General features: G+C 45.7%; 31 protein-coding genes. 30 read left to right on the forward strand and 1 reads right to left on the reverse strand.

The features are described 5' to 3' along the window. The 29 genes from tuf to rplQ all read left to right on the forward strand — a co-directional run. On the forward strand, positions 1-1,184 hold a 1,184-nt coding region (gene tuf, locus DPF91_RS19070; protein WP_117236039.1), incomplete at its 5' end, for an elongation factor Tu. A gap of 409 nt (positions 1,185-1,593) precedes the next feature. Continuing rightward, positions 1,594-1,905: a 30S ribosomal protein S10 gene (rpsJ, locus tag DPF91_RS19075; protein WP_001181007.1), complete on the forward strand. Its 312-nt coding sequence runs from the start codon at positions 1,594-1,596 to the stop codon at positions 1,903-1,905. Between the two features lie 14 nt (positions 1,906-1,919). Then, positions 1,920-2,549: a 50S ribosomal protein L3 gene (gene rplC / locus DPF91_RS19080; RefSeq protein WP_117236040.1), complete on the forward strand. Its 630-nt coding sequence runs from the start codon at positions 1,920-1,922 to the stop codon at positions 2,547-2,549. 16 nt (positions 2,550-2,565) lie between these two features. After that, the gene (rplD, locus tag DPF91_RS19085) at positions 2,566-3,168 is read left to right on the forward strand and encodes a 50S ribosomal protein L4 (protein WP_117236041.1); all 603 of its coding nucleotides are present in this window, start codon (positions 2,566-2,568) and stop codon (positions 3,166-3,168) included. After that, complete coding sequence (gene rplW / locus DPF91_RS19090) at positions 3,165-3,467, forward strand: 50S ribosomal protein L23 (protein ID WP_117236042.1); 303 nt, start codon at positions 3,165-3,167, stop codon at positions 3,465-3,467. The genes rplD and rplW overlap by 4 nt, the downstream gene beginning before the upstream one ends. Positions 3,468-3,483: 16 nt before the next feature. Beyond that, on the forward strand, positions 3,484-4,308 hold the full coding sequence (rplB, locus tag DPF91_RS19095) for a 50S ribosomal protein L2 (protein ID WP_117236043.1): 825 nt from the start codon (positions 3,484-3,486) through the stop codon (positions 4,306-4,308). Between the two features lie 19 nt (positions 4,309-4,327). Further along, positions 4,328-4,606: a 30S ribosomal protein S19 gene (gene rpsS / locus DPF91_RS19100; protein WP_004736729.1), complete on the forward strand. Its 279-nt coding sequence runs from the start codon at positions 4,328-4,330 to the stop codon at positions 4,604-4,606. Between the two features lie 10 nt (positions 4,607-4,616). Continuing rightward, entirely contained in the window at positions 4,617-4,949 is a 333-nt protein-coding gene (gene rplV / locus DPF91_RS19105; protein WP_117236044.1) for a 50S ribosomal protein L22, read from the forward strand. 16 nt (positions 4,950-4,965) lie between these two features. After that, entirely contained in the window at positions 4,966-5,664 is a 699-nt protein-coding gene (gene rpsC / locus DPF91_RS19110; protein ID WP_103881809.1) for a 30S ribosomal protein S3, read from the forward strand. An 11-nt stretch (positions 5,665-5,675) separates the two neighbouring features. After that, on the forward strand, positions 5,676-6,086 hold the full coding sequence (rplP, locus tag DPF91_RS19115) for a 50S ribosomal protein L16 (RefSeq protein WP_117236045.1): 411 nt from the start codon (positions 5,676-5,678) through the stop codon (positions 6,084-6,086). Then, positions 6,086-6,277, forward strand: a complete 192-nt coding sequence (gene rpmC / locus DPF91_RS19120) for a 50S ribosomal protein L29 (RefSeq protein ID WP_004410456.1) — start codon at positions 6,086-6,088, stop codon at positions 6,275-6,277. Before rplP ends, rpmC begins: the two co-directional genes overlap by 1 nt. Beyond that, the gene (gene rpsQ / locus DPF91_RS19125) at positions 6,277-6,531 is read left to right on the forward strand and encodes a 30S ribosomal protein S17 (protein WP_117236046.1); all 255 of its coding nucleotides are present in this window, start codon (positions 6,277-6,279) and stop codon (positions 6,529-6,531) included. The genes rpmC and rpsQ overlap by 1 nt, the downstream gene beginning before the upstream one ends. Before the next feature lie 162 nt (positions 6,532-6,693). After that, entirely contained in the window at positions 6,694-7,065 is a 372-nt protein-coding gene (rplN, locus tag DPF91_RS19130; RefSeq protein WP_117236047.1) for a 50S ribosomal protein L14, read from the forward strand. An 11-nt stretch (positions 7,066-7,076) separates the two neighbouring features. Then, positions 7,077-7,394: a 50S ribosomal protein L24 gene (gene rplX / locus DPF91_RS19135; protein WP_014230668.1), complete on the forward strand. Its 318-nt coding sequence runs from the start codon at positions 7,077-7,079 to the stop codon at positions 7,392-7,394. A 23-nt stretch (positions 7,395-7,417) separates the two neighbouring features. Then, positions 7,418-7,957 carry a 50S ribosomal protein L5 gene (rplE, locus tag DPF91_RS19140; RefSeq protein WP_117236048.1) on the forward strand — a complete coding sequence of 180 codons (540 nt, stop codon included), beginning with the start codon at positions 7,418-7,420 and terminating at the stop codon, positions 7,955-7,957. Between the two features lie 17 nt (positions 7,958-7,974). Continuing rightward, on the forward strand, positions 7,975-8,280 hold the full coding sequence (gene rpsN / locus DPF91_RS19145; protein ID WP_117236049.1) for a 30S ribosomal protein S14: 306 nt from the start codon (positions 7,975-7,977) through the stop codon (positions 8,278-8,280). Between the two features lie 29 nt (positions 8,281-8,309). Then, a complete protein-coding gene (gene rpsH, locus DPF91_RS19150) occupies positions 8,310-8,702 on the forward strand; it encodes a 30S ribosomal protein S8 (RefSeq protein ID WP_117236050.1) in 393 nt (130 codons plus the stop codon). Positions 8,703-8,713: 11 nt separating this feature from the next. Then, positions 8,714-9,247 carry a 50S ribosomal protein L6 gene (rplF, locus tag DPF91_RS19155; RefSeq protein ID WP_117236051.1) on the forward strand — a complete coding sequence of 178 codons (534 nt, stop codon included), beginning with the start codon at positions 8,714-8,716 and terminating at the stop codon, positions 9,245-9,247. A 9-nt stretch (positions 9,248-9,256) separates the two neighbouring features. Further along, positions 9,257-9,610, forward strand: a complete 354-nt coding sequence (rplR, locus tag DPF91_RS19160; RefSeq protein ID WP_117236052.1) for a 50S ribosomal protein L18 — start codon at positions 9,257-9,259, stop codon at positions 9,608-9,610. Between the two features lie 14 nt (positions 9,611-9,624). Continuing rightward, positions 9,625-10,125 (forward strand): 30S ribosomal protein S5, encoded by a 501-nt coding sequence (rpsE, locus tag DPF91_RS19165; RefSeq protein WP_117236053.1) that lies wholly within the window; start codon positions 9,625-9,627, stop codon positions 10,123-10,125. 7 nt (positions 10,126-10,132) lie between these two features. After that, the gene (gene rpmD / locus DPF91_RS19170) at positions 10,133-10,309 is read left to right on the forward strand and encodes a 50S ribosomal protein L30 (protein WP_017029085.1); all 177 of its coding nucleotides are present in this window, start codon (positions 10,133-10,135) and stop codon (positions 10,307-10,309) included. Between the two features lie 6 nt (positions 10,310-10,315). Beyond that, complete coding sequence (gene rplO / locus DPF91_RS19175; RefSeq protein WP_117236055.1) at positions 10,316-10,750, forward strand: 50S ribosomal protein L15; 435 nt, start codon at positions 10,316-10,318, stop codon at positions 10,748-10,750. A gap of 20 nt (positions 10,751-10,770) precedes the next feature. After that, entirely contained in the window at positions 10,771-12,108 is a 1,338-nt protein-coding gene (gene secY / locus DPF91_RS19180; protein WP_117236056.1) for a preprotein translocase subunit SecY, read from the forward strand. Between the two features lie 38 nt (positions 12,109-12,146). After that, entirely contained in the window at positions 12,147-12,260 is a 114-nt protein-coding gene (gene rpmJ, locus DPF91_RS19185) for a 50S ribosomal protein L36 (protein ID WP_000868186.1), read from the forward strand. A gap of 146 nt (positions 12,261-12,406) precedes the next feature. Next, a complete protein-coding gene (gene rpsM, locus DPF91_RS19190; protein WP_005450559.1) occupies positions 12,407-12,763 on the forward strand; it encodes a 30S ribosomal protein S13 in 357 nt (118 codons plus the stop codon). Positions 12,764-12,782: 19 nt separating this feature from the next. Then, positions 12,783-13,172, forward strand: coding sequence for a 30S ribosomal protein S11 (rpsK, locus tag DPF91_RS19195; RefSeq protein ID WP_004398450.1), 390 nt, complete (start codon positions 12,783-12,785; stop codon positions 13,170-13,172). Positions 13,173-13,204: 32 nt separating this feature from the next. Next, positions 13,205-13,825: a 30S ribosomal protein S4 gene (gene rpsD / locus DPF91_RS19200; protein WP_117236057.1), complete on the forward strand. Its 621-nt coding sequence runs from the start codon at positions 13,205-13,207 to the stop codon at positions 13,823-13,825. Between the two features lie 23 nt (positions 13,826-13,848). Continuing rightward, positions 13,849-14,841 (forward strand): DNA-directed RNA polymerase subunit alpha, encoded by a 993-nt coding sequence (locus DPF91_RS19205; RefSeq protein WP_004729813.1) that lies wholly within the window; start codon positions 13,849-13,851, stop codon positions 14,839-14,841. A gap of 25 nt (positions 14,842-14,866) precedes the next feature. Then, on the forward strand, positions 14,867-15,247 hold the full coding sequence (rplQ, locus tag DPF91_RS19210) for a 50S ribosomal protein L17 (protein WP_117236058.1): 381 nt from the start codon (positions 14,867-14,869) through the stop codon (positions 15,245-15,247). 252 nt (positions 15,248-15,499) lie between these two features. Here the strand turns inward: rplQ and DPF91_RS19215 are convergent, their stop codons facing one another. Further along, complete coding sequence (locus DPF91_RS19215; protein WP_117236059.1) at positions 15,500-16,798, reverse strand: cation:proton antiporter; 1,299 nt, start codon at positions 16,796-16,798, stop codon at positions 15,500-15,502. Positions 16,799-17,010: 212 nt separating this feature from the next. Between DPF91_RS19215 and metH the strand changes: the two genes are divergently transcribed. Continuing rightward, positions 17,011-20,688 (forward strand): methionine synthase, encoded by a 3,678-nt coding sequence (gene metH, locus DPF91_RS19220; protein ID WP_117236060.1) that lies wholly within the window; start codon positions 17,011-17,013, stop codon positions 20,686-20,688. Positions 20,689-20,702: the final 14 nt, after the last annotated feature.

Below are 20,702 nucleotides of genomic sequence, written 5' to 3' on the forward strand. Positions count from 1 at the left end.
TGTCTAAAGAAAAATTTGAACGTACGAAACCGCACGTAAACGTTGGTACTATCGGCCACGTTGACCACGGTAAAACAACTCTAACTGCTGCAATCTGTACTACTCTTTCAAAAGTGTACGGCGGTGAAGCGAAAGACTTCGCATCTATCGATAACGCTCCAGAAGAGCGTGAGCGCGGTATCACAATCGCAACTTCTCACGTTGAGTACGACACTCCAACTCGTCACTACGCACACGTAGACTGCCCAGGACACGCCGATTACGTTAAAAACATGATCACTGGTGCTGCGCAAATGGACGGTGGTATCCTAGTAGTTGCTGCAACTGATGGCCCAATGCCTCAGACTCGTGAGCACATCCTACTTGGCCGTCAGGTTGGTATCCCTTACATCATCGTATTCATGAACAAGTGTGACATGGTTGATGATGAAGAACTACTTGAGCTAGTAGAAATGGAAGTTCGTGAACTTCTATCTGAGTACGATTTCCCAGGTGATGATCTACCAGTAATCCAAGGTTCTGCACTTGGCGCACTAAACGGCGAGAAAGAGTGGGAAGACAAGATCGTTGAGCTAGCTGAAGCACTAGACAACTACATCCCAGAGCCAGAGCGTGCAGTAGACCAACCGTTCCTACTACCAATCGAAGACGTATTCTCGATCCAAGGTCGTGGTACAGTAGTAACTGGTCGTATCGAGCGCGGTATCCTAACTGTAGGTGACGAAGTAGAAATCGTTGGTATCAAAGAAACAACAGTAACTACTTGTACTGGTGTTGAAATGTTCCGTAAGCTTCTAGACGAAGGTCGTGCTGGTGAGAACGTTGGTGCACTTCTACGTGGTACTAAGCGTGACGAAGTAGAGCGTGGTCAAGTACTAGCAGCTCCTAAGTCAATCAACCCACACACTAAGTTTGAGTCTGAAGTATACGTACTTTCTAAAGACGAAGGCGGCCGTCACACTCCTTTCTTCAAAGGCTACCGTCCACAGTTCTACTTCCGTACTACGGACGTAACTGGTGACATCCAGCTTCCAGAAGGCGTAGAAATGGTAATGCCAGGTGACAACGTTCAAATGACTGTTGAACTAATCGCTCCAATCGCTATGGACGAAGGTCTACGTTTCGCAATCCGCGAAGGTGGCCGTACTGTAGGTGCTGGTGTTGTTGCTAAGATCTTTGACTAATGACCGCCTAGCAGCTTGGGGAAAATCTATCCCACATCCCACATCCCACATCCCACATCCCACATCCCACATCCCACATCCCACATCCCACATCCCACATTTTTTTCGATTATTTTTCCAACAGGTCTTGCATGGGAAAGTGTGATCTGTATAATGCAGCGCACTGGTTATCCAGTTGTGAACCAATGAGCACTGAGGAGTAGGTATTGCTATACCTAGTAATGTAGACTCAGCTTATGTTCGCGGTTAATACAATTAGCCCATATAAGTGTTAATAGAAAATTAGCTGACAATGCTTCCTAATCTTGGAGGCTACGGTTTCACATAAATCAATCGTACATTCTCTCGTCTTAACGAGTCTGAGTGGCGATATTGTTTGTGTAATTTTTAATTATTGGAGCTCTGTCTCATGCAGAACCAACGTATTCGTATCCGCCTTAAAGCTTTCGATTACAAACTAATCGACGCTTCAACTGCGGAGATCGTTGAAACAGCTAAGCGTACCGGCGCACAGGTTCGTGGTCCTATTCCACTACCTACTCGTAAAGAGCGTTTCACTGTTCTTATCTCTCCACACGTAAACAAAGACGCACGTGACCAGTACGAAATCCGTACTCACAAGCGTTTGATCGACATCGTAGAACCAACTGACAAGACTGTAGATGCTCTTATGCGTCTAGACCTTGCTGCTGGTGTTGATGTTCAAATCAGCCTAGGTTAAGGGAGATTAGAAGAATGATTGGTCTAGTCGGACGTAAAGTGGGTATGACCCGCGTATTTACCGAAGAAGGCGTTTCTATCCCAGTAACTGTTGTTGAAGTTGAAGCTAACCGCGTTTCACAGGTTCGTACTGTTGAAACTGATGGTTACGCAGCTATCCAAGTTACTGCTGGTACTAAGAAAGCTAGCCGTGTATCTAAGCCAGAAGCTGGTCACTTTGCGAAAGCAGGTGTTGAAGCTGGCCGCGGTCTTTGGGAATTCCGTTTAGAAAACGGCGAAGAGTTTGAAGTTGGCGCTGAGCTAAACGTAGAACTTTTCAACGACGTTAAAAAAGTAGACGTTACTGGCACATCTAAAGGTAAAGGCTTCCAAGGCGCTGTTAAGCGTTGGAACTTCTCTACTCAAGATATGACTCACGGTAACTCATTGTCTCACCGTGCACCGGGTTCAATTGGCCAATGTCAAACTCCAGGTCGCGTGTTCAAAGGCAAGAAAATGGCAGGTCACATGGGTGCTGAGCGTGTAACGACTCAAAACCTAGAGATCGTACGTGTTGACGCTGAGCGCAATCTGCTTCTTATTAAAGGTGCAGTACCAGGCTCAACAGGCGGCAACGTGATCGTAAAACCAGCTGTTAAAGCTTAACGTCTAGGAGTAAGTAATGGAACTTATGGTTAAAGGTGCTGATGCACTGACTGTTTCTGAAACTACTTTCGGACGTGACTTCAACGAAGCTCTTGTACACCAAGTAGTTGTTGCATATGCAGCAGGTGCTCGTCAAGGTACTCGTGCTCAAAAGACTCGTTCAGAAGTATCTGGCGGTGGCGCTAAGCCATGGCGTCAAAAAGGTACTGGCCGTGCACGTGCTGGTACAATTCGTAGCCCAATCTGGCGTACAGGTGGTGTTACTTTTGCTGCGAAACCACAAGATCACAGCCAAAAAGTAAACAAGAAAATGTACCGCGGTGCTATGAAGAGCATTCTTTCTGAGCTAGTTCGTCAAGAGCGTCTAATCGTTGTTGATAACTTCTCAGTAGAAGCACCAAAAACTAAAGAGCTTGTAGCTAAGCTGAAAGAGCTTGAGCTAACTGACGCTCTAATCGTGACTAGCGAAGTAGATGAGAATCTATTCCTAGCTGCTCGTAACCTATACAAAGTTGACGCACGTGACGTTGCTGGTATCGACCCAGTTTCACTAATCGCGTTCGACAAAGTTGTAATGACTGCTGAAGCAGTTAAGCAAGTTGAGGAGATGCTAGCATGATCAGTGAAGAGCGTATCCTAAAAGTACTACGTGCTCCACACATCTCTGAAAAAGCAACTATGGCTGCAGAGAAAGCGAACACTATCGTTTTCAAAGTAGCAAAAGATGCAACTAAAAAAGAGATCAAAGCAGCTGTAGAAAAGCTTTTTGAAGTTGAAGTTAAGTCTGTAAATACTCTTATCACTAAGGGTAAGACCAAACGTCAAGGTCTACGCGAAGGTCGCCGCAGCGACGTTAAGAAAGCGTACGTTACTTTGGCTGAAGGTCAAGATCTTGACTTCGTTGGCGGTGCGGAATAACAGGAGTAGTTAAACAATGGCTATTGTTAAATGTAAGCCGACTTCCCCTGGTCGTCGTCACGTAGTTAAAGTTGTTAACGCTGACCTTCACAAAGGTAAGCCTTACGCTCCACTTCTAGAGAAAAACTCTAAGAACGGTGGTCGTAACAACAACGGTCGTATCACAGTACGTCACATCGGTGGTGGTCACAAACATCACTACCGTGTAGTTGACTTCAAACGTACTAAAGATGGTATCCCAGCGAAAGTTGAGCGTCTTGAATACGATCCAAACCGTAGCGCAAACATCGCTCTAGTTCTGTACGCAGACGGTGAGCGCCGCTACATCATTGCACCTAAAGGCATCCAAGCTGGTGATTCAATCCAGTCTGGTGTTGATGCGCCAATCAAAGCAGGTAACACTCTGCCGATGCGCAACATCCCTGTAGGTTCTACAGTTCACTGTGTTGAACTGAAGCCTGGTAAGGGTGCACAAATTGCTCGTTCTGCAGGTGCGTACGCACAAATCGTTGCTCGCGACGGTGCATACGTAACTCTACGCCTACGTTCTGGCGAGATGCGCAAAGTTCTTTCTGAAGGTCGTGCTACGATCGGTGAAGTTGGTAACTCTGAGCACATGCTACGTGAACTAGGTAAAGCTGGTGCTTCACGCTGGCGCGGCGTACGTCCAACCGTACGTGGTGTAGTAATGAACCCAGTAGACCACCCACACGGTGGTGGTGAAGGCCGTACATCTGGTGGTCGTCACCCAGTATCTCCTTGGGGTCAGCCAACTAAAGGCTTTAAGACTCGTAAGAACAAGCGCACTGACAAGTACATCGTACGTCGTCGTAACAAGTAATCTATAAAGAGGAATCGCCATGCCACGTTCTCTCAAGAAAGGTCCTTTTATTGACCTACACTTGCTGAAGAAGGTAGAGAAAGCGGTGGAAAGCGGAGACAAAAAGCCTATTAAGACTTGGTCCCGTCGTTCAATGATCATCCCAACAATGATTGGTTTGACCATCGCTGTCCATAATGGTCGTCAGCACGTACCAGTATTCGTAACCGAAGAAATGATCGGTCACAAACTGGGCGAATTCGCACCAACTCGTACTTACCGCGGTCACGCTGCGGATAAGAAAGCTAAGAAGAAATAAGGAGTAGATAATGGAAGCTTTAGCTAAACATAACTTTGCTCGTATTTCTCCACAGAAAGCTCGCCTTGTAGCGGATCAAATCCGTGGCAAGAAAGTTGATCAAGCTCTAGAAATCCTAACTTTCAGCAACAAAAAAGCTGCTGAGCTAGTGAAAAAAGTTCTTGAATCAGCAATCGCGAACGCTGAGCACAACGAAGGCGCAGATATTGACGATCTAAATGTCGCAAAAATCTTCGTAGATGAAGGTCCTATCATGAAGCGTATTATGCCTCGTGCTAAAGGCCGTGCAGACCGTATCTTGAAGCGTTCTTGCCACATCACTGTTGTTGTTGCAGACGCTTAAGACTAGGAGATAAGCAATGGGTCAGAAAGTACATCCTAATGGTATTCGTCTTGGCATCGTTAAGCCTTGGAATGCTACATGGTTTGCTAACACCAAAGAATTCGCTGACAACCTAGACGGCGACTTCAAGGTACGTCAGTTCCTTACTAAGGAACTAGCAAAAGCGTCTCTTTCACGCATCGTAATCGAGCGTCCTGCTAAGAGCATCCGTGTGACTATTCACACTGCTCGTCCAGGCGTTGTGATCGGTAAGAAAGGTGAAGACGTTGAGAAGCTACGCGCAGCTGTAGCTAAAATCGCAGGTGTACCAGCGCAAATTAACATCGCTGAAGTACGTAAGCCTGAGCTAGATGGTCAATTAGTGGCTGATAGCATCGCGTCTCAACTAGAGCGTCGTGTTATGTTCCGTCGTGCTATGAAGCGCGCGGTACAAAACGCAATGCGTCTAGGCGCTAAAGGTATCAAAGTAGAAGTAAGCGGTCGTCTAGGCGGCGCTGAAATCGCACGTTCTGAGTGGTACCGTGAAGGTCGTGTACCTCTACACACTCTTCGTGCAGACATTGATTACGCAACTTCTTCGGCTCACACTCAATACGGTGTGATCGGCATTAAAGTTTGGATCTTCAAAGGTGAGATTCTAGGCGGTATGCCAGCAGCGAACGCTGTAGAGCCTAAAGGCGACAAGCCTAAGAAGCAGCGTAAAGGCCGTAAGTAAGGAGTCGAACGATGCTACAACCTAAACGTACTAAGTTCCGCAAGGTTCAGACTGGTCGTAACCGTGGTCTAGCTAAAGGTACTGAAGTAAGCTTCGGCGAATTCGGTCTTAAAGCTGTTGGCCGTGGCCGTCTAACTGCTCGTCAAATCGAAGCGGCACGTCGTGCAATGACACGTCACATCAAACGTCAAGGTCAAATCTGGATTCGTGTATTCCCAGACAAGCCGATTACTGAAAAACCTCTTGAAGTTCGTCAAGGTAAAGGTAAAGGTAACGTTGAATACTGGGTTGCTCAAATTCAACCTGGCAAAGTTATGTACGAGATGAACGGTGTTTCTGAAGAACTAGCGCGTGAAGCATTCCGCCTAGCTGCTCGCAAACTACCATTCAAAACTACATTTGTAACTAAGCAGGTGATGTGATGAAAGCACAAGATCTACGCGAAAAAAGCGTTGAAGAGCTTAACGCTGAGCTATTGAATTTGCTACGTGAACAGTTCAACTTGCGCATGCAAGCTGCTACTGGTCAGCTTCAGCAAACTCATACTCTAAAAGCTGTACGCCGTGATATCGCACGTGTGAAAACTGTTTTGACTGAGAAGGCAGGCGCATAATGAGCGACAAAATTCGTACTCAACAAGGTCGTGTTGTTAGCGACAAGATGGACAAGTCTATCGTAGTTGCTATCGAGCGCATGGTTAAACACCCAATTTACGGTAAATTCGTAAAGCGCACGACTAAACTTCACGCACATGACGAAAACAACGAGTGTGGCCTAGGCGACACAGTTGAAATCGCAGAGTGTCGTCCACTGTCTAAGAAAAAATCTTGGACTTTGGTAAAAGTTGTAGAAAAAGCAAAGATTTAATCTAGCTTATCTATGATATAAAAGCGGCTCCAAAATTTTTTTTTGGGGCCGCTTATTTTTTGTCTACCCAATCACAAAAAAGGGTGGTACAATTCGCGTCCCTTTTAAAGAGGCAGCCCGACCCGAGAGGGTCTAGTTTTAACATTTAGCGGAGCACTAACAATGATCCAAATGCAAAGTACACTTGACGCAGCTGATAACTCAGGTGCGCGCAAGGTAATGTGTATTAAGGTTCTGGGTGGCTCTCACCGCCGTTATGCACATATCGGTGACATCATCAAAGTTACAGTTAAGGAAGCAATTCCTCGCGGTAAAGTAAAGAAAGGTGATGTTCTGAAGGCGGTTGTAGTGCGCACTCGTAAAGGCGTTCGTCGCCCAGACGGTTCTGTCATTCGCTTTGACGGTAATGCTTGCGTTCTTCTGAACGACACTACAGAGCAACCAGTCGGCACACGTATCTTCGGTCCAGTGACTCGTGAACTTCGTAACGCGAAATTCATGAAAATCGTTTCACTAGCACCTGAAGTACTGTAAGGAGCGAAACAATGGCAGCTAAAATCCGTCGTAATGACGAAGTAATCGTTCTTGCTGGTAAAGATAAAGGCAAGAAAGGTAAAGTAACTAAGGTTCTAGCAACTGGTAAAGTTATCGTTGAAGGTATCAACCTTGTTAAGAAGCACCAAAAGCCTGTACCGGCTCTAGGTCAACAAGGTGGCATCGTTGAACAAGAAGCAGCAATTGATGCTTCTAACGTTGCAATCTTTAACGCGGCTACTGGTAAAGCAGACCGTATCGGTTTCCGTTTCGAAGATGGCAAGAAAGTTCGTTTCTTCAAGTCTAACGGCGAAACTGTTTCTAACTAATAGAAGTAATTTGGAGTCCTCCTATGGCGAAACTGCATGATTACTACAAGTCGTCTGTAGTCGCTGAACTGACCAAAGAGTTCAGCTACACAAGCGTCATGCAAGTCCCTAGAATCGAAAAGATCACCCTAAACATGGGTGTGGGTGAAGCAATCAACGATAAGAAACTGCTAGAAAACGCGGCTTCTGATATGGCAACGATCTCTGGTCAAAAGCCACTTATCACTAAAGCACGTAAATCTGTTGCAGGTTTCAAAATCCGTGAAGGCTACCCAATCGGTTGTAAAGTAACCTTGCGTGGCGAACGTATGTGGGATTTTCTTGAGCGTTTGATTAACATCGCTCTTCCACGTGTACGTGATTTCCGTGGCGTTAGCGCGAAGTCTTTTGACGGTCGCGGTAACTACAGCATGGGCGTTCGCGAGCAAATCATCTTCCCGGAAATCGACTATGATAAAGTCGATCGTGTACGCGGTCTTGATATCACTATCACGACTTCAGCGGGCACAGATGCGGAAGGCCGAGCTCTGCTGGCTGCCTTTAACTTCCCATTCCGTAAGTAAGGTGAAGGGTTACTGTTATGGCTAAACAATCTATGAAAGCGCGCGAAGCAAAGCGTGCAAAGCTAGTAGCTAAGTTCGCTGAGAAGCGTTCTTCTCTAAAAGCTATCATCAGCGATGTAAACGCATCTGAAGAAGATCGTTGGAACGCAGTTCTTAAACTGCAAGCTCTTCCACGTGATTCAAGTGCATCACGTCAGCGCAACCGTTGTAACCAAACTGGTCGTCCACACGGTTACCTACGTAAGTTCGGTCTAAGCCGTATTAAGGTTCGTGAAGCTTGCATGAAAGGCGAGATTCCGGGTCTTCGTAAGGCTAGCTGGTAATTGCCACTTAATCATTTGGAGTAAATCATATGAGCATGCAAGATCCGATTTCGGATATGCTGACCCGCGTTCGTAACGGTCAGGCAGCAAACAAAGTTGCTGTAAAAATGCCTTCTTCAAAGCTTAAAGTTGCAATCGCTGCACTACTGAAAGCTGAAGGTTACATCGTTGACTTCGCTGTTGAAGGCGAAGCAAAACCAGAGCTAGAAGTTACTCTTAAGTACTTCCAAGCGAAACCTGTAATTGAGCAAATCCAACGTGTATCACGTCCTGGTCTGCGCGTCTACAAGAACAAAGACTCGCTACCTTCTGTGATGGGCGGTTTAGGTATTGCTGTAGTTTCCACTTCCAAAGGTCTTATGACAGACCGTGCTGCTCGCAAAGCAGGTCTTGGTGGTGAAATCATCGCTTACGTAGCGTAATAGGAGTAGATATGTCTCGTGTTGCTAAAGCACCTGTCGCTATTCCAGCTGGCGTAGAGGTGAAACTAAACGGCCAAGAAATCACTGTTAAAGGTGGTAAAGGTGAGCTTACTCGCGTTCTTAACGACGCAGTAGTAATTGCACAGGAAGAAAACAACCTAACTTTCGGTCCGAAAGAAGGTGTTGCTAACGCATGGGCACAAGCTGGTACAGCTCGCGCTCTAGTTAACAACATGGTTGTTGGTGTTACTGAAGGCTTTACTAAGAAGCTTACTCTTAAAGGTGTAGGTTACCGTGCTGCTATCAAAGGCAAAGCTGTAGCTCTAACACTAGGCTTCTCGCACCCTGTTGAGCATGAACTGCCAGAGGGTATTAAAGCTGAATGTCCAAGCCAAACTGAAATTGTTATCACTGGTTGTGATAAGCAAGTAGTAGGTCAAGTTGCTGCTGACATTCGTTCTTACCGTGAGCCTGAGCCTTACAAAGGTAAAGGTGTTCGTTACGCAGATGAAAATGTGCGTACTAAAGAAGCTAAGAAGAAGTAAGGTAACGCTATGGATAAGAAAGCATCTCGCATCCGTCGTGCTACACGTGCACGTCGTAAGATTGCAGAACTTCGCGTTGAGCGTCTAGTAGTACACCGTACTCCTCGTCACGTTTACGCACAAGTTATCGCGGCAAACGGCTCTGAGGTTATCGCAGCTGCTTCTACTGTAGAAAAAGCGATCCGTGAGCAAGTTAAGACAACTAGTAACATCGATGCAGCTAAAGCAGTTGGTAAAGCTGTTGCTGAGCGCGCTCTTGAAAAAGGCGTGACTTCAGTTGCATTTGATCGTTCTGGTTTCCAATACCACGGTCGAGTAGCGGCACTAGCAGATTCTGCTCGTGAAGCTGGTCTGAAATTCTAAGGTAGGGTTGATCGATGGCTAAAGAACAACAACAAACTTCAGATTTGCACGAAAAGCTAATCGCTGTTAACCGTGTTTCTAAAACGGTTAAAGGTGGTCGAATCTTTAGTTTCACTGCACTAACAGTAGTTGGTGACGGTAACGGTCGTGTAGGTTTCGGTTACGGCAAAGCTCGTGAAGTACCTGCAGCGATTCAAAAAGCAATGGAAAAAGCGCGCCGTAACATGGTTACAGTAGCGCTTAACGAAGGCACTCTTCACCACGCGGTGAAAGGTCGCCACACTGGCTCTAAAGTTTACATGCAGCCAGCAGCTGAAGGTACAGGTATCATCGCAGGTGGTGCGATGCGTGCAGTACTAGAAGTTGTAGGTGTTCATAACGTACTTGCGAAAGCGTACGGTTCTACGAACCCAATCAACATCGTTCGTGCTACGATCGATGGTCTGAGCGGCATGAAGTCACCAGAAATGGTTGCTGCTAAACGTGGTCTAACTGTTGAATCAATTTCGGAGTAAGAACACCATGGCAACTATTAAAGTAACTCAAACTAAAAGCTCAATTGGTCGCCTACCTAAGCACAAGCTGTGCTTACGTGGTCTAGGCCTTCGTCGCATCAACCACACAGTAGAACTTGAAGACACGCCAGCAGTTCGCGGCATGATCAACAAGGTTTACTACATGGTTAAAGTTGAGGAGTAATCAGAAATGCGTTTGAATACTCTATCTCCGGCTGCGGGTTCTAAGCCTTCTAAGAAGCGCGTAGGTCGTGGTATCGGTTCAGGCCTAGGTAAAACTGGTGGCCGTGGTCACAAAGGCCAAAAATCACGTTCTGGCGGCTCTGTTCGTCCAGGTTTCGAAGGCGGTCAAATGCCTCTGAAACAACGTCTACCTAAGTTCGGCTTCACTTCTCGTAAGAGCCTAGTGTCTGCTGAAGTTCGTCTAGCTGAGCTAGCGAAAGTTGAAGGTGACGTAGTAGATCTAAACAGCCTAAAAGCTGCTAACGTAATCACTAAGAACATCGAATTTGTAAAAGTTGTTCTTTCTGGTGAAATCAGCAAAGCTGTGACTGTTAAAGGTCTTCGCGTGACTAAAGGCGCTAAAGCTGCTATCGAAGCTGCAGGCGGTAAAATCGAAGAGTAATCTTCGAAGGAAAGGTACAGATGGCTAAAAAACCAGGACAAGATTTTAGTAGTGCGAAAAATGGATTGGCGGAATTAAAATCGCGCCTATTGTTTGTATTAGGTGCACTTTTGGTATTCCGTGCAGGTTCTTTCGTACCGATCCCTGGTATTGACGCAGCTGTACTTGCCGATTTGTTCGAACAGCAAAAAGGTACCATCGTAGAAATGTTTAACATGTTCTCCGGTGGTGCTCTTGAGCGTGCATCTATATTAGCGTTGGGTATCATGCCGTATATTTCGGCATCGATTGTTGTCCAACTGCTAACTGTAGTTCACCCAGCGTTAGCTGAACTCAAAAAAGAGGGTGAAGCTGGCCGTCGTAAGATAAGCCAATATACGCGTTACGGCACGCTTGTACTTGCAACATTCCAAGGCATAGGTATCGCAACTGGCCTACCAAACATGGTCAACAATCTGGTTGTTATCGACCAAACCATGTTTACGCTAATTGCTACCGTAAGTTTAGTAACCGGCACCATGTTCCTAATGTGGTTAGGTGAACAAATTACAGAGCGTGGAATAGGTAATGGTATTTCCATCCTAATTTTTGCAGGTATTGTTGCTGGATTGCCTTCAGCAATCGGTCAAACAATCGAGCAAGCGCGTCAAGGTGAATTGCACGTACTTCTTCTGCTGTTGATTGCGGTATTGTCTTTCGCTGTAATCTACTTCGTTGTTTTCATGGAGCGTGGTCAACGTCGAATCGTTGTTAACTACGCAAAGCGTCAACAAGGTCGTAAGGTTTTTGCAGCGCAAAGCACTCACTTGCCACTGAAGATAAACATGGCAGGTGTGATTCCAGCAATCTTTGCATCAAGCATTATTTTGTTCCCAGGAACATTAGCACAGTGGTTCGGCAACACTGGTGGTGAGGACAGCGCGTTCAGTTGGTTAACTGACGTGTCTTTGGCCCTTAGCCCAGGTCAGCCATTGTATGTTATGCTTTATGCAGCAGCGATTATCTTCTTCTGCTTCTTCTACACGGCGTTGGTATTCAACCCGCGTGAAACAGCAGATAATTTGAAGAAGTCTGGTGCATTCGTACCCGGTATCCGCCCAGGCGAGCAGACAGCTAAGTATATTGATAAAGTAATGACGCGTTTAACCCTAGCGGGTGCGTTATACATTACCTTTATCTGTCTGATTCCCGAGTTCATGATGGTCGCGTGGAACGTACGTTTCTACTTCGGCGGTACATCTCTACTAATCGTAGTAGTTGTTATCATGGACTTTATGGCACAGGTACAGACTCATCTGATGTCTCAACAGTATGATTCTGTGTTGAAAAAAGCGAATCTGAAGGGTTACGGCCGTTAATTCGGCGGTAGTCCCAGATTACATTACGGAGTTTAGCAATGAAAGTTCGTGCTTCCGTTAAAAAAATCTGCCGTAACTGTAAAGTTATCAAGCGTAACGGTGTCGTTCGCGTGATTTGCAGTGAGCCAAAGCATAAGCAACGCCAAGGCTAATTAGCAGAAATTTTTACTTGAAATATAAGGTAGCGTTGAGTATATTACTCGGCCTACCTTTTGCGTGCAAAAGAAGTAGTATGCCGCAGCGTATCCATAACGGGCTTTGCTGCGGATAATTCTTTTAAGAAACATTGGAGTGAATAATGGCCCGTATAGCAGGCATTAACATTCCTGATCAAAAACATGCTGTAATCGCACTTACTGCGATCTACGGTATCGGTAAAACTCGCTCTCAAGCTATCCTAGCTGAAGTGGGTATTGCTGAAGATGTTAAGATCAGTGAACTAACTGAAGAGCAGATCGATCAACTGCGTGATGGTGTAGCTAAGTACACTGTAGAAGGTGATCTACGTCGTGAAGTATCAATGAACATCAAGCGTCTAATGGACCTTGGCTGTTACCGTGGTCTTCGTCATCGTCGCAGTCTACCTCTACGTGGACAGCGTACTAAAACCAACGCTCGCACCCGTAAGGGTCCGCGTAAGCCGATCAAGAAATAATCGGGAAGGGTAGAGTACAATGGCAAAACAACCAACTCGCGCACGTAAACGCGTTCGCAAGCAAGTAGCTGATGGCGTAGCGCACATTCATGCTTCTTTCAATAACACAATCGTGACCATCACTGACCGTCAAGGTAACGCACTAGCTTGGGCTACTGCAGGTGGTTCAGGTTTCCGTGGTTCTCGTAAGTCAACTCCGTTCGCAGCTCAGGTTGCAGCAGAGCGCGCTGGCGAAATGGCTAAAGAATATGGCCTAAAGAACTTGGAAGTTATGGTTAAGGGCCCAGGTCCTGGTCGTGAGTCAACTATCCGCGCACTAAACGCTGCTGGATACCGCATCACAAACATCGTTGATGCTACTCCGATCCCTCATAACGGTTGTCGTCCACCTAAGAAACGTCGCGTATAACGTTTCGTTTTTAGGAAAACTGGAGAAAGAACATGGCAAGATATTTGGGTCCTAAGCTGAAGCTTAGCCGTCGTGAAGGCACTGACTTATTCCTTAAGTCTGGTGTTCGTGCGATCGATACCAAGTGTAAAATTGATAACGCACCAGGTGTACACGGCGCTCGTCGCGGTCGTCTATCTGAATATGGCGTTCAGCTTCGTGAGAAGCAAAAAGTTCGTCGTACTTACGGCGTTCTAGAAAAACAATTCCGTAACTACTACAAAGAAGCTGCACGCCTTAAAGGCAACACAGGTGAGAACCTGCTTCAGCTTCTAGAAGGTCGTCTTGATAACGTAGTTTACCGCATGGGCTTTGGTGCTACTCGCGCTGAATCTCGTCAGCTAGTTAGCCACAAAGCTATCCTAGTTAACGGTAAAGTTGTAAACGTTCCTTCATTCAAAGTTGCGGCTAACGACGTTGTTTCTATCCGTGAAAAAGCGAAAGCTCAATCACGTATTAAAGCTGCTCTAGAAGTTGCTGAACAACGCGAAAAACCAACTTGGATTGAAGTAGATGCTGGTAAGATGGAAGGTACATTCAAGCGTATGCCTGAGCGTTCAGACCTATCTGCTGACATCAACGAACACTTGATCGTCGAGCTTTACTCTAAGTAAGGTTAAATTAAAGAGAGGACACAATGCAGGGTTCTGTAACAGAATTTCTTAAGCCACGTCTTGTTGACATCGAACAGATCAACACGACACACGCAAAAGTAACTCTTGAGCCATTAGAGCGCGGTTTTGGCCACACTCTAGGTAATGCTCTTCGCCGCATTCTTCTATCTTCTATGCCAGGTTGTGCTGTAACAGAAGTAGAAATTGAAGGCGTACTTCACGAGTACAGCACTAAAGAAGGCGTTCAAGAAGATATTCTTGAAATCCTACTTAACCTTAAAGGTCTAGCTGTTCGCGTTGCCGAAGGCAAAGATGAAGTATTCATTACGCTGAATAAATCAGGCTCGGGCCCTGTTGTTGCAGGTGACATCACCCATGATGGTGATGTAGAGATCGCTAACCCAGAGCACGTTATTTGTCACCTAACGGATGACAACGCTGAGATCGCTATGCGCATCAAAGTTGAACGTGGTCGTGGTTACGTTCCAGCTTCGGCTCGTATCCATACTGAAGAAGATGAGCGTCCAATCGGTCGTTTGCTTGTTGACGCTACTTACAGCCCGGTTGATAAAATCGCATACGCTGTAGAAGCGGCACGTGTAGAGCAGCGTACTGACCTAGACAAGCTTGTTATCGATATGGAAACGAACGGTACTCTAGAACCTGAGGAAGCAATCCGTCGCGCAGCTACTATCCTAGCTGAACAACTGGATGCGTTCGTAGATCTTCGTGATGTACGTGTACCTGAGGAGAAGGAAGAGAAGCCAGAATTCGATCCAATCCTACTGCGTCCTGTAGACGATCTTGAACTAACAGTTCGCTCTGCTAACTGTCTGAAAGCAGAAGCGATTCACTACATCGGTGATCTTGTACAGCGCACTGAGGTTGAGCTACTTAAAACGCCTAACCTTGGTAAGAAGTCTCTTACAGAGATCAAAGACGTGCTTGCATCACGTGGTCTATCTCTAGGCATGCGTCTAGAAAACTGGCCACCAGCGTCAATCGCTGAAGATTAATCGAAAAAGTTAGAAGGATTAGATCATGCGCCATCGTAAGAGTGGTCGTCAACTCAACCGCAACAGCAGTCATCGCAAAGCGATGTTCAGCAACATGGCTAGCTCTCTTGTTCGTCACGAAGTTATCAAAACTACTGTGCCGAAAGCAAAAGAACTACGTCGCGTAATTGAGCCTTTGATTACACTAGCTAAGACTGACAGTGTTGCTAACCGTCGTCTAGCATTTGCACGCACTCGTGATAACGAAGTTGTTGCAAAACTATTTAACGAACTAGGTCCACGTTTTGCTGCTCGTCAGGGCGGTTACACACGTATCCTAAAAGCTGGCTTCCGTGCTGGTGACAAAGCTCCAATGGCTTACATTGAGCTTGTAGATCGCCCAGCTGCTGAAGAAGCTGCTGAGTAATCTCAGTTCGTAAGAATGAAAAAACCGCGCATTAGCGCGGTTTTTTTATATCTGTAGTTTACATAAACCTTCTATTTGTTTTCATATGACTAGAGACTAGAGACTAGAGACTAGAGACTAGAGACTAGAGACTAGAGACTAGAGACTAGAGACTAGAGACTAGAGACTAGAGACTAGAGACGACTAGAGACTAGATAACTAGCGAGTTTAGAGAATAACGAACCAGGAGCGGATTCCCAGTCCATTTAGTTCTTAAGGTTCACAGTCTACATCTACTAAATCTCGTTCTGCTTTTTTCGCTTTCTCGATCAATGGAACAATGGTTGAACCTTGTATCAGGATAGAAAACACCACCACCGAATATGTCATTACCATCATTATCTCTTTCACGTCGATGAGCTTTTCTTCTATAACCCAAATGCCTGAAGGAATTGAAAGTGCCATTGCAATAGCTAAGCCTCCACGTAAACCACCCCAAGTTAAGATTTTTACAGAGTAAGGGTTATAGGTTCTAAACTTTTTGAACCCAATGTACGCGCTGCTTACGCTAAAGAAACGAGCAAATAGAACTAGTGGGATAGAGAATACCATTAAGATCCAATCCTCCTGATGAAATTGGAACAGTAGCATCGACATACCGATTAATAGGAATAGCACGCCGTTAAGAAATTCATCCACCAACTCCCAAAAGTGGTCTAGGTGCTCCTCACTTTCTTTTGAGAAACCGACGAATCGAGTCCAGTTGCCGATCATAATGCCAGACACTACCATTGCGAGAGGGCCAGATACACCGATGATGTCTGCGAACACGTAACCGGCTGTTGGAATGCCAATGGTAAAGAGCAATTCCATTGAGTGATCATCGGTTGCACTGATTAAGTAGTGGAATAACAACCCAAGTACAAACCCATAAGCAATGCCGCCGAGTGCCTCATGCAAGAACAGCAGAGTGACACTACCTACAGTGGGTGCTTCAGTACCAAAGGCAATGGTGTATAAAGTTACAAATAACACTAAACCGAAACCATCATTAAACAGCGACTCTCCCTCAATCTGAGTAGAGATACGCTGTGGTGCATCGAGTTTTTTTACTATTGCCAGCACAGCAATTGGGTCGGTAGGAGAGATTAGGGCACCAAACAATAAGCAATAGATAAAATCAAAAGGGACGCCCACGATTTGGCAAAAACCATAAAGTAAAGCACCGACGGTAACAGTTGATATCAAAGTCGATGCTAGGGCTAATGTTGTAATCTCCCATTTTTGCTCTTTTAGGTTCGGCAGCTTAATACCTAACCCACCCGCAAAGAGCAGGAACCCTAGAATCCCCTTGAGTAGGAAGTCTTCAAAGTTGATGGTTGCCACTGTGCTTGCCGCTACCGATGTGAGTTGGAACCAATCAAACTGACCCGCAATTAATATAAGTAGCGATAGCATCATTGCTCCCGCTGTGATCGCGATAGTCGTTTGTAATTTACTTATTTTGCTGTTTATAAACGCGATCAGCATTGCCATCGCTGACAAAATGCAGAGTGTGTAATAGAAAGACATAATGCCCCTAAATGTAACAATTCGTTAATGGGTAAGTGTGCAAATAAGGTTGGAGAAACACAAACAGATCGTGTCAGTTATTTGTTAATAAAATGATAGTATGGAATTCAACAATAGGCTGATGAAACGACGTTTAGACGTCTAGATTCCTATTCAAACTGTGATAGGATGAAAAGTAGTAAATTTAGTATTCCAAGGAACGAGGTTGTACGGTGGGAATAAGTATTAGACAACAGATTGAATCACAGTTGAGAGAGCGAATTCTTTTGATTGACGGTGGTATGGGCACCATGATTCAGGGGTACAAGCTCGAAGAGAATGACTATCGTGGTGAACGTTTTGCTGATTGGCATTGTGACCTAAAGGGTAACAATGACTTATTGGTTCTGTCACAGCCACAACTGATCAAGGATATTCACTGTGAGTATCTTGCCGCCGGCGCAGATATTCTAGAAACTAACACCTTTAATGCGACCACTATCGCTATGGCTGACTATGATATGGAAAGCCTAAGCGAAGAGATTAACTTTGAAGCGGCTAAATTGGCTCGCCAAGCGGCAGATGAGTGGACGGCAAAAACACCTGAGAAACCACGCTATGTTGCGGGTGTGCTGGGTCCTACGAACCGTACTTGTTCAATCTCTCCAGATGTAAATGATCCTGGTTATCGCAACGTTAGTTTTGATGAACTAGTGGAAGCGTACTCGGAATCTACACGAGCTTTAATCAGAGGTGGCTCTGATCTTATCCTTATCGAGACTATCTTCGATACTCTGAATGCCAAAGCGTGTGCATTTGCGGTCGATAGTGTATTTGAAGAGCTTGCTATTACATTACCAGTGATGATCTCCGGCACGATTACCGATGCATCAGGTCGTACACTGTCAGGGCAAACAACAGAAGCTTTCTACAATTCACTGCGCCACGTTGACCCTATTTCATTTGGTCTTAACTGTGCGTTGGGTCCAGATGAACTACGCCCTTATGTTGAAGAGCTTTCTCGCATATCAGAAAGTTTCGTCTCGACACACCCGAATGCAGGTTTACCTAATGCCTTTGGTGAATACGACCTATCACCAGAAGATATGGCCCTTCATGTCAAAGAATGGGCGGAAAGCGGATTCTTGAACTTGATTGGTGGTTGTTGTGGTACCACGCCTGAGCATATCCGTCACATGGCCCAAGCGGTTGAGGGTGTGAAACCTCGCCAGCTTCCAGAACTGGTTACGGCTTGCCGTTTATCTGGTCTTGAGCCATTGACCATTGAGAAAGACACCTTATTCGTTAACGTTGGTGAGCGAACTAACGTCACCGGTTCTGCTCGTTTTAAGCGCTTAATTAAAGAGGAACTGTATGACGAGGCTTTAGAAGTTGCTCGCCAACAAGTTGAGAACGGTGCTCAGATCATCGATATCAACATGGATGAAGGCATGCTAGATGCCGAAGCATGTATGGTTCGCTTCCTTAACCTATGTGCCTCTGAACCAGAAATCTCCAAAGTGCCGATTATGGTCGACTCTTCAAAGTGGGAAGTGATCGAGGCTGGCCTAAAATGTATTCAAGGTAAGGGCATTGTTAACTCTATCTCACTCAAAGAGGGCAAAGAGAAGTTTGTTGAGCAAGCGAAGTTGATTCGTCGCTATGGTGCAGCCGTTATCGTGATGGCATTTGACGAGGTAGGCCAGGCTGAGACGCGTGAACGTAAGCTAGAGATTTGTACCAATGCTTATCGAATCCTTGTAGACGAAGTTGGTTTCCCGCCAGAAGACATTATCTTTGACCCTAATATCTTTGCTGTCGCAACGGGTATTGAAGAGCATAATAATTACGCCGTAGATTTTATTGAGGCGGTAGCTGATATTAAACGTGACCTTCCACATGCGATGATTTCCGGTGGTGTGTCTAACGTTTCGTTTTCATTCCGCGGCAATAACTACGTTCGTGAGGCGATTCACGCAGTATTTCTATACCACTGTTTTAAGAACGGTATGGATATGGGTATCGTTAATGCTGGTCAGCTCGAAATCTATGACAACGTACCAGAGAAGTTGCGTGAGGCTGTAGAAGATGTGGTACTCAACCGCCGTGATGATGGGACAGAGCGTTTACTAGATATTGCGGCTGAATATGCAGGAAAAGGTGTCGGCAAAGAGGATGACGCCTCTGCTCTCGAGTGGCGTAACTACCCTGTTGAGAAACGTTTAGAGCACGCTCTTGTTAAAGGCATTACCGAGTTTATTGTTGAAGATACTGAAGAGGCGCGTCTAAAGGCTTCTAAACCTCTTGAGGTTATTGAAGGCCCGCTGATGGACGGTATGAACGTGGTTGGTGACTTATTTGGTGAAGGAAAGATGTTCCTTCCTCAGGTAGTGAAATCTGCTCGTGTTATGAAGCAAGCAGTGGCGCATCTTGAACCATTCATTAATGCATCAAAGGCAAAAGGTTCGAGTAACGGTAAGATCTTACTTGCGACCGTAAAAGGAGATGTTCACGACATTGGCAAGAACATCGTGGGCGTGGTTCTTCAATGTAATAACTACGAGATTATCGACCTTGGGGTGATGGTGCCATGTGAGAAAATCCTTAAAGTTGCTAAGGAAGAGAATGTCGACATTATTGGTCTTTCTGGCTTAATCACACCTTCACTCGATGAGATGGTTCATGTCGCTAAAGAGATGGAACGTCAGGGCTTCGACCTACCTCTATTAATTGGTGGCGCAACAACCTCAAAAGCTCACACTGCTGTAAAGATTGAACAGAATTACTCACAGCCTGTTGTGTATGTGAATAATGCCTCGCGTGCCGTGGGTGTGTGCACATCACTTCTTTCTGATGAGTTACGCCCAGCATTTGTTGAGAAGCTTGATCTGGATTATGAGCGTGTGCGCGACCAACATAACCGTAAGACACCACGTACTAAACCAGTGACTCTTGAGGCGGCTCGTGCCAATAAGGTAGATATTGATTGGGTTAACTATACGCCACCTCAACCGGGTAAGCCTGGTGTTCATGTATTTGATGACTTCGATGTAGCCACACTGCGTAATTACATTGACTGGACTCCATTCTTCATGACTTGGACTCTAATGGGTAAGTACCCAGCAATTCTAGATCATGAAGAAGTCGGTGAAGAGGCACGTCGTTTATTCAAAGATGCGAACGATATGCTCGATCGAGTAGAGAAAGAAGGTTTGCTTATAGCTCGTGGCATCTGTGGTTTGTTCCCTGCAGCTAGCGTTGGTGACGATATTGAAGTCTACACCGATGAGTCTCGCACAGAGGTTGCTAAGGTGCTGTACAACCTTCGTCAGCAAACTGAGAAGCCAAAGGGCTTCAACTATTGTCTGTCTGACTACATCGCACCGAAAGAGAGCGGTAAAAAGGATTGGATTGGTACCTTTGCAGTGACTGGTGGTATTGGTGAGCGTGAATTAGCGGATGAGTACAAAGCGCAAGGTGATGACTATAACGCGATCATGATTCAGGCTGTGGCAGACCGCTTGGCTGAAGCCTTCGCTGAATGTCTGCATGAACGAGTTCGTAAAGAGATCTGGGGTTATGCTGCAGATGAATCTCTATCGAATGACGAGCTGATTCGAGAAAAGTACCAAGGTATTCGCCCGGCTCCTGGTTATCCTGCTTGTCCTGAACATACAGAAAAGCAGGCTATTTGGGATTTGATGCAAGTTGAAGAGTCGATTGGAATGTCGCTAACAACAAGTTACGCAATGTACCCAGGTGCTTCAGTATCGGGTATGTACTTCTCACATCCTGACTCCCGTTATTTCGCGATCGCACAGATCCAACAAGATCAAGCACAAAGCTATGCCGACCGTAAAGGGTGGGGTATGCAGGAAGCTGAGAAGTGGCTCGGGCCCAACCTCAACTAACCGCATTTTCGAAG

This window comes from Vibrio maerlii, assembly GCF_003415655.1.
In the GTDB taxonomy this organism is placed as follows: Bacteria; Pseudomonadota; Gammaproteobacteria; order Enterobacterales; family Vibrionaceae; genus Vibrio; species Vibrio maerlii.

Bases quoted from the DNA above. Each gene is read 5' to 3' on its own strand.
- rpsJ (WP_001181007.1), top strand. From the start codon at position 1,594: ATGCAGAACCAACGTATTCGTATCCGCCTTAAAGCTTTCGATTACAAA.
- rplC (WP_117236040.1), top strand. From the start codon at position 1,920: ATGATTGGTCTAGTCGGACGTAAAGTGGGTATGACCCGCGTATTTACC.
- rplD (WP_117236041.1), top strand. From the start codon at position 2,566: ATGGAACTTATGGTTAAAGGTGCTGATGCACTGACTGTTTCTGAAACT.
- rplW (WP_117236042.1), top strand. From the start codon at position 3,165: ATGATCAGTGAAGAGCGTATCCTAAAAGTACTACGTGCTCCACACATC.
- rplB (WP_117236043.1), top strand. From the start codon at position 3,484: ATGGCTATTGTTAAATGTAAGCCGACTTCCCCTGGTCGTCGTCACGTA.
- rpsS (WP_004736729.1), top strand. From the start codon at position 4,328: ATGCCACGTTCTCTCAAGAAAGGTCCTTTTATTGACCTACACTTGCTG.
- rplV (WP_117236044.1), top strand. From the start codon at position 4,617: ATGGAAGCTTTAGCTAAACATAACTTTGCTCGTATTTCTCCACAGAAA.
- rpsC (WP_103881809.1), top strand. From the start codon at position 4,966: ATGGGTCAGAAAGTACATCCTAATGGTATTCGTCTTGGCATCGTTAAG.
- rplP (WP_117236045.1), top strand. From the start codon at position 5,676: ATGCTACAACCTAAACGTACTAAGTTCCGCAAGGTTCAGACTGGTCGT.
- rpmC (WP_004410456.1), top strand. From the start codon at position 6,086: ATGAAAGCACAAGATCTACGCGAAAAAAGCGTTGAAGAGCTTAACGCT.
- rpsQ (WP_117236046.1), top strand. From the start codon at position 6,277: ATGAGCGACAAAATTCGTACTCAACAAGGTCGTGTTGTTAGCGACAAG.
- rplN (WP_117236047.1), top strand. From the start codon at position 6,694: ATGATCCAAATGCAAAGTACACTTGACGCAGCTGATAACTCAGGTGCG.
- rplX (WP_014230668.1), top strand. From the start codon at position 7,077: ATGGCAGCTAAAATCCGTCGTAATGACGAAGTAATCGTTCTTGCTGGT.
- rplE (WP_117236048.1), top strand. From the start codon at position 7,418: ATGGCGAAACTGCATGATTACTACAAGTCGTCTGTAGTCGCTGAACTG.
- rpsN (WP_117236049.1), top strand. From the start codon at position 7,975: ATGGCTAAACAATCTATGAAAGCGCGCGAAGCAAAGCGTGCAAAGCTA.
- rpsH (WP_117236050.1), top strand. From the start codon at position 8,310: ATGAGCATGCAAGATCCGATTTCGGATATGCTGACCCGCGTTCGTAAC.
- rplF (WP_117236051.1), top strand. From the start codon at position 8,714: ATGTCTCGTGTTGCTAAAGCACCTGTCGCTATTCCAGCTGGCGTAGAG.
- rplR (WP_117236052.1), top strand. From the start codon at position 9,257: ATGGATAAGAAAGCATCTCGCATCCGTCGTGCTACACGTGCACGTCGT.
- rpsE (WP_117236053.1), top strand. From the start codon at position 9,625: ATGGCTAAAGAACAACAACAAACTTCAGATTTGCACGAAAAGCTAATC.
- rpmD (WP_017029085.1), top strand. From the start codon at position 10,133: ATGGCAACTATTAAAGTAACTCAAACTAAAAGCTCAATTGGTCGCCTA.
- rplO (WP_117236055.1), top strand. From the start codon at position 10,316: ATGCGTTTGAATACTCTATCTCCGGCTGCGGGTTCTAAGCCTTCTAAG.
- secY (WP_117236056.1), top strand. From the start codon at position 10,771: ATGGCTAAAAAACCAGGACAAGATTTTAGTAGTGCGAAAAATGGATTG.
- rpmJ (WP_000868186.1), top strand. From the start codon at position 12,147: ATGAAAGTTCGTGCTTCCGTTAAAAAAATCTGCCGTAACTGTAAAGTT.
- rpsM (WP_005450559.1), top strand. From the start codon at position 12,407: ATGGCCCGTATAGCAGGCATTAACATTCCTGATCAAAAACATGCTGTA.
- rpsK (WP_004398450.1), top strand. From the start codon at position 12,783: ATGGCAAAACAACCAACTCGCGCACGTAAACGCGTTCGCAAGCAAGTA.
- rpsD (WP_117236057.1), top strand. From the start codon at position 13,205: ATGGCAAGATATTTGGGTCCTAAGCTGAAGCTTAGCCGTCGTGAAGGC.
- DPF91_RS19205 (WP_004729813.1), top strand. From the start codon at position 13,849: ATGCAGGGTTCTGTAACAGAATTTCTTAAGCCACGTCTTGTTGACATC.
- rplQ (WP_117236058.1), top strand. From the start codon at position 14,867: ATGCGCCATCGTAAGAGTGGTCGTCAACTCAACCGCAACAGCAGTCAT.
- DPF91_RS19215 (WP_117236059.1), bottom strand. From the start codon at position 16,798: ATGTCTTTCTATTACACACTCTGCATTTTGTCAGCGATGGCAATGCTG.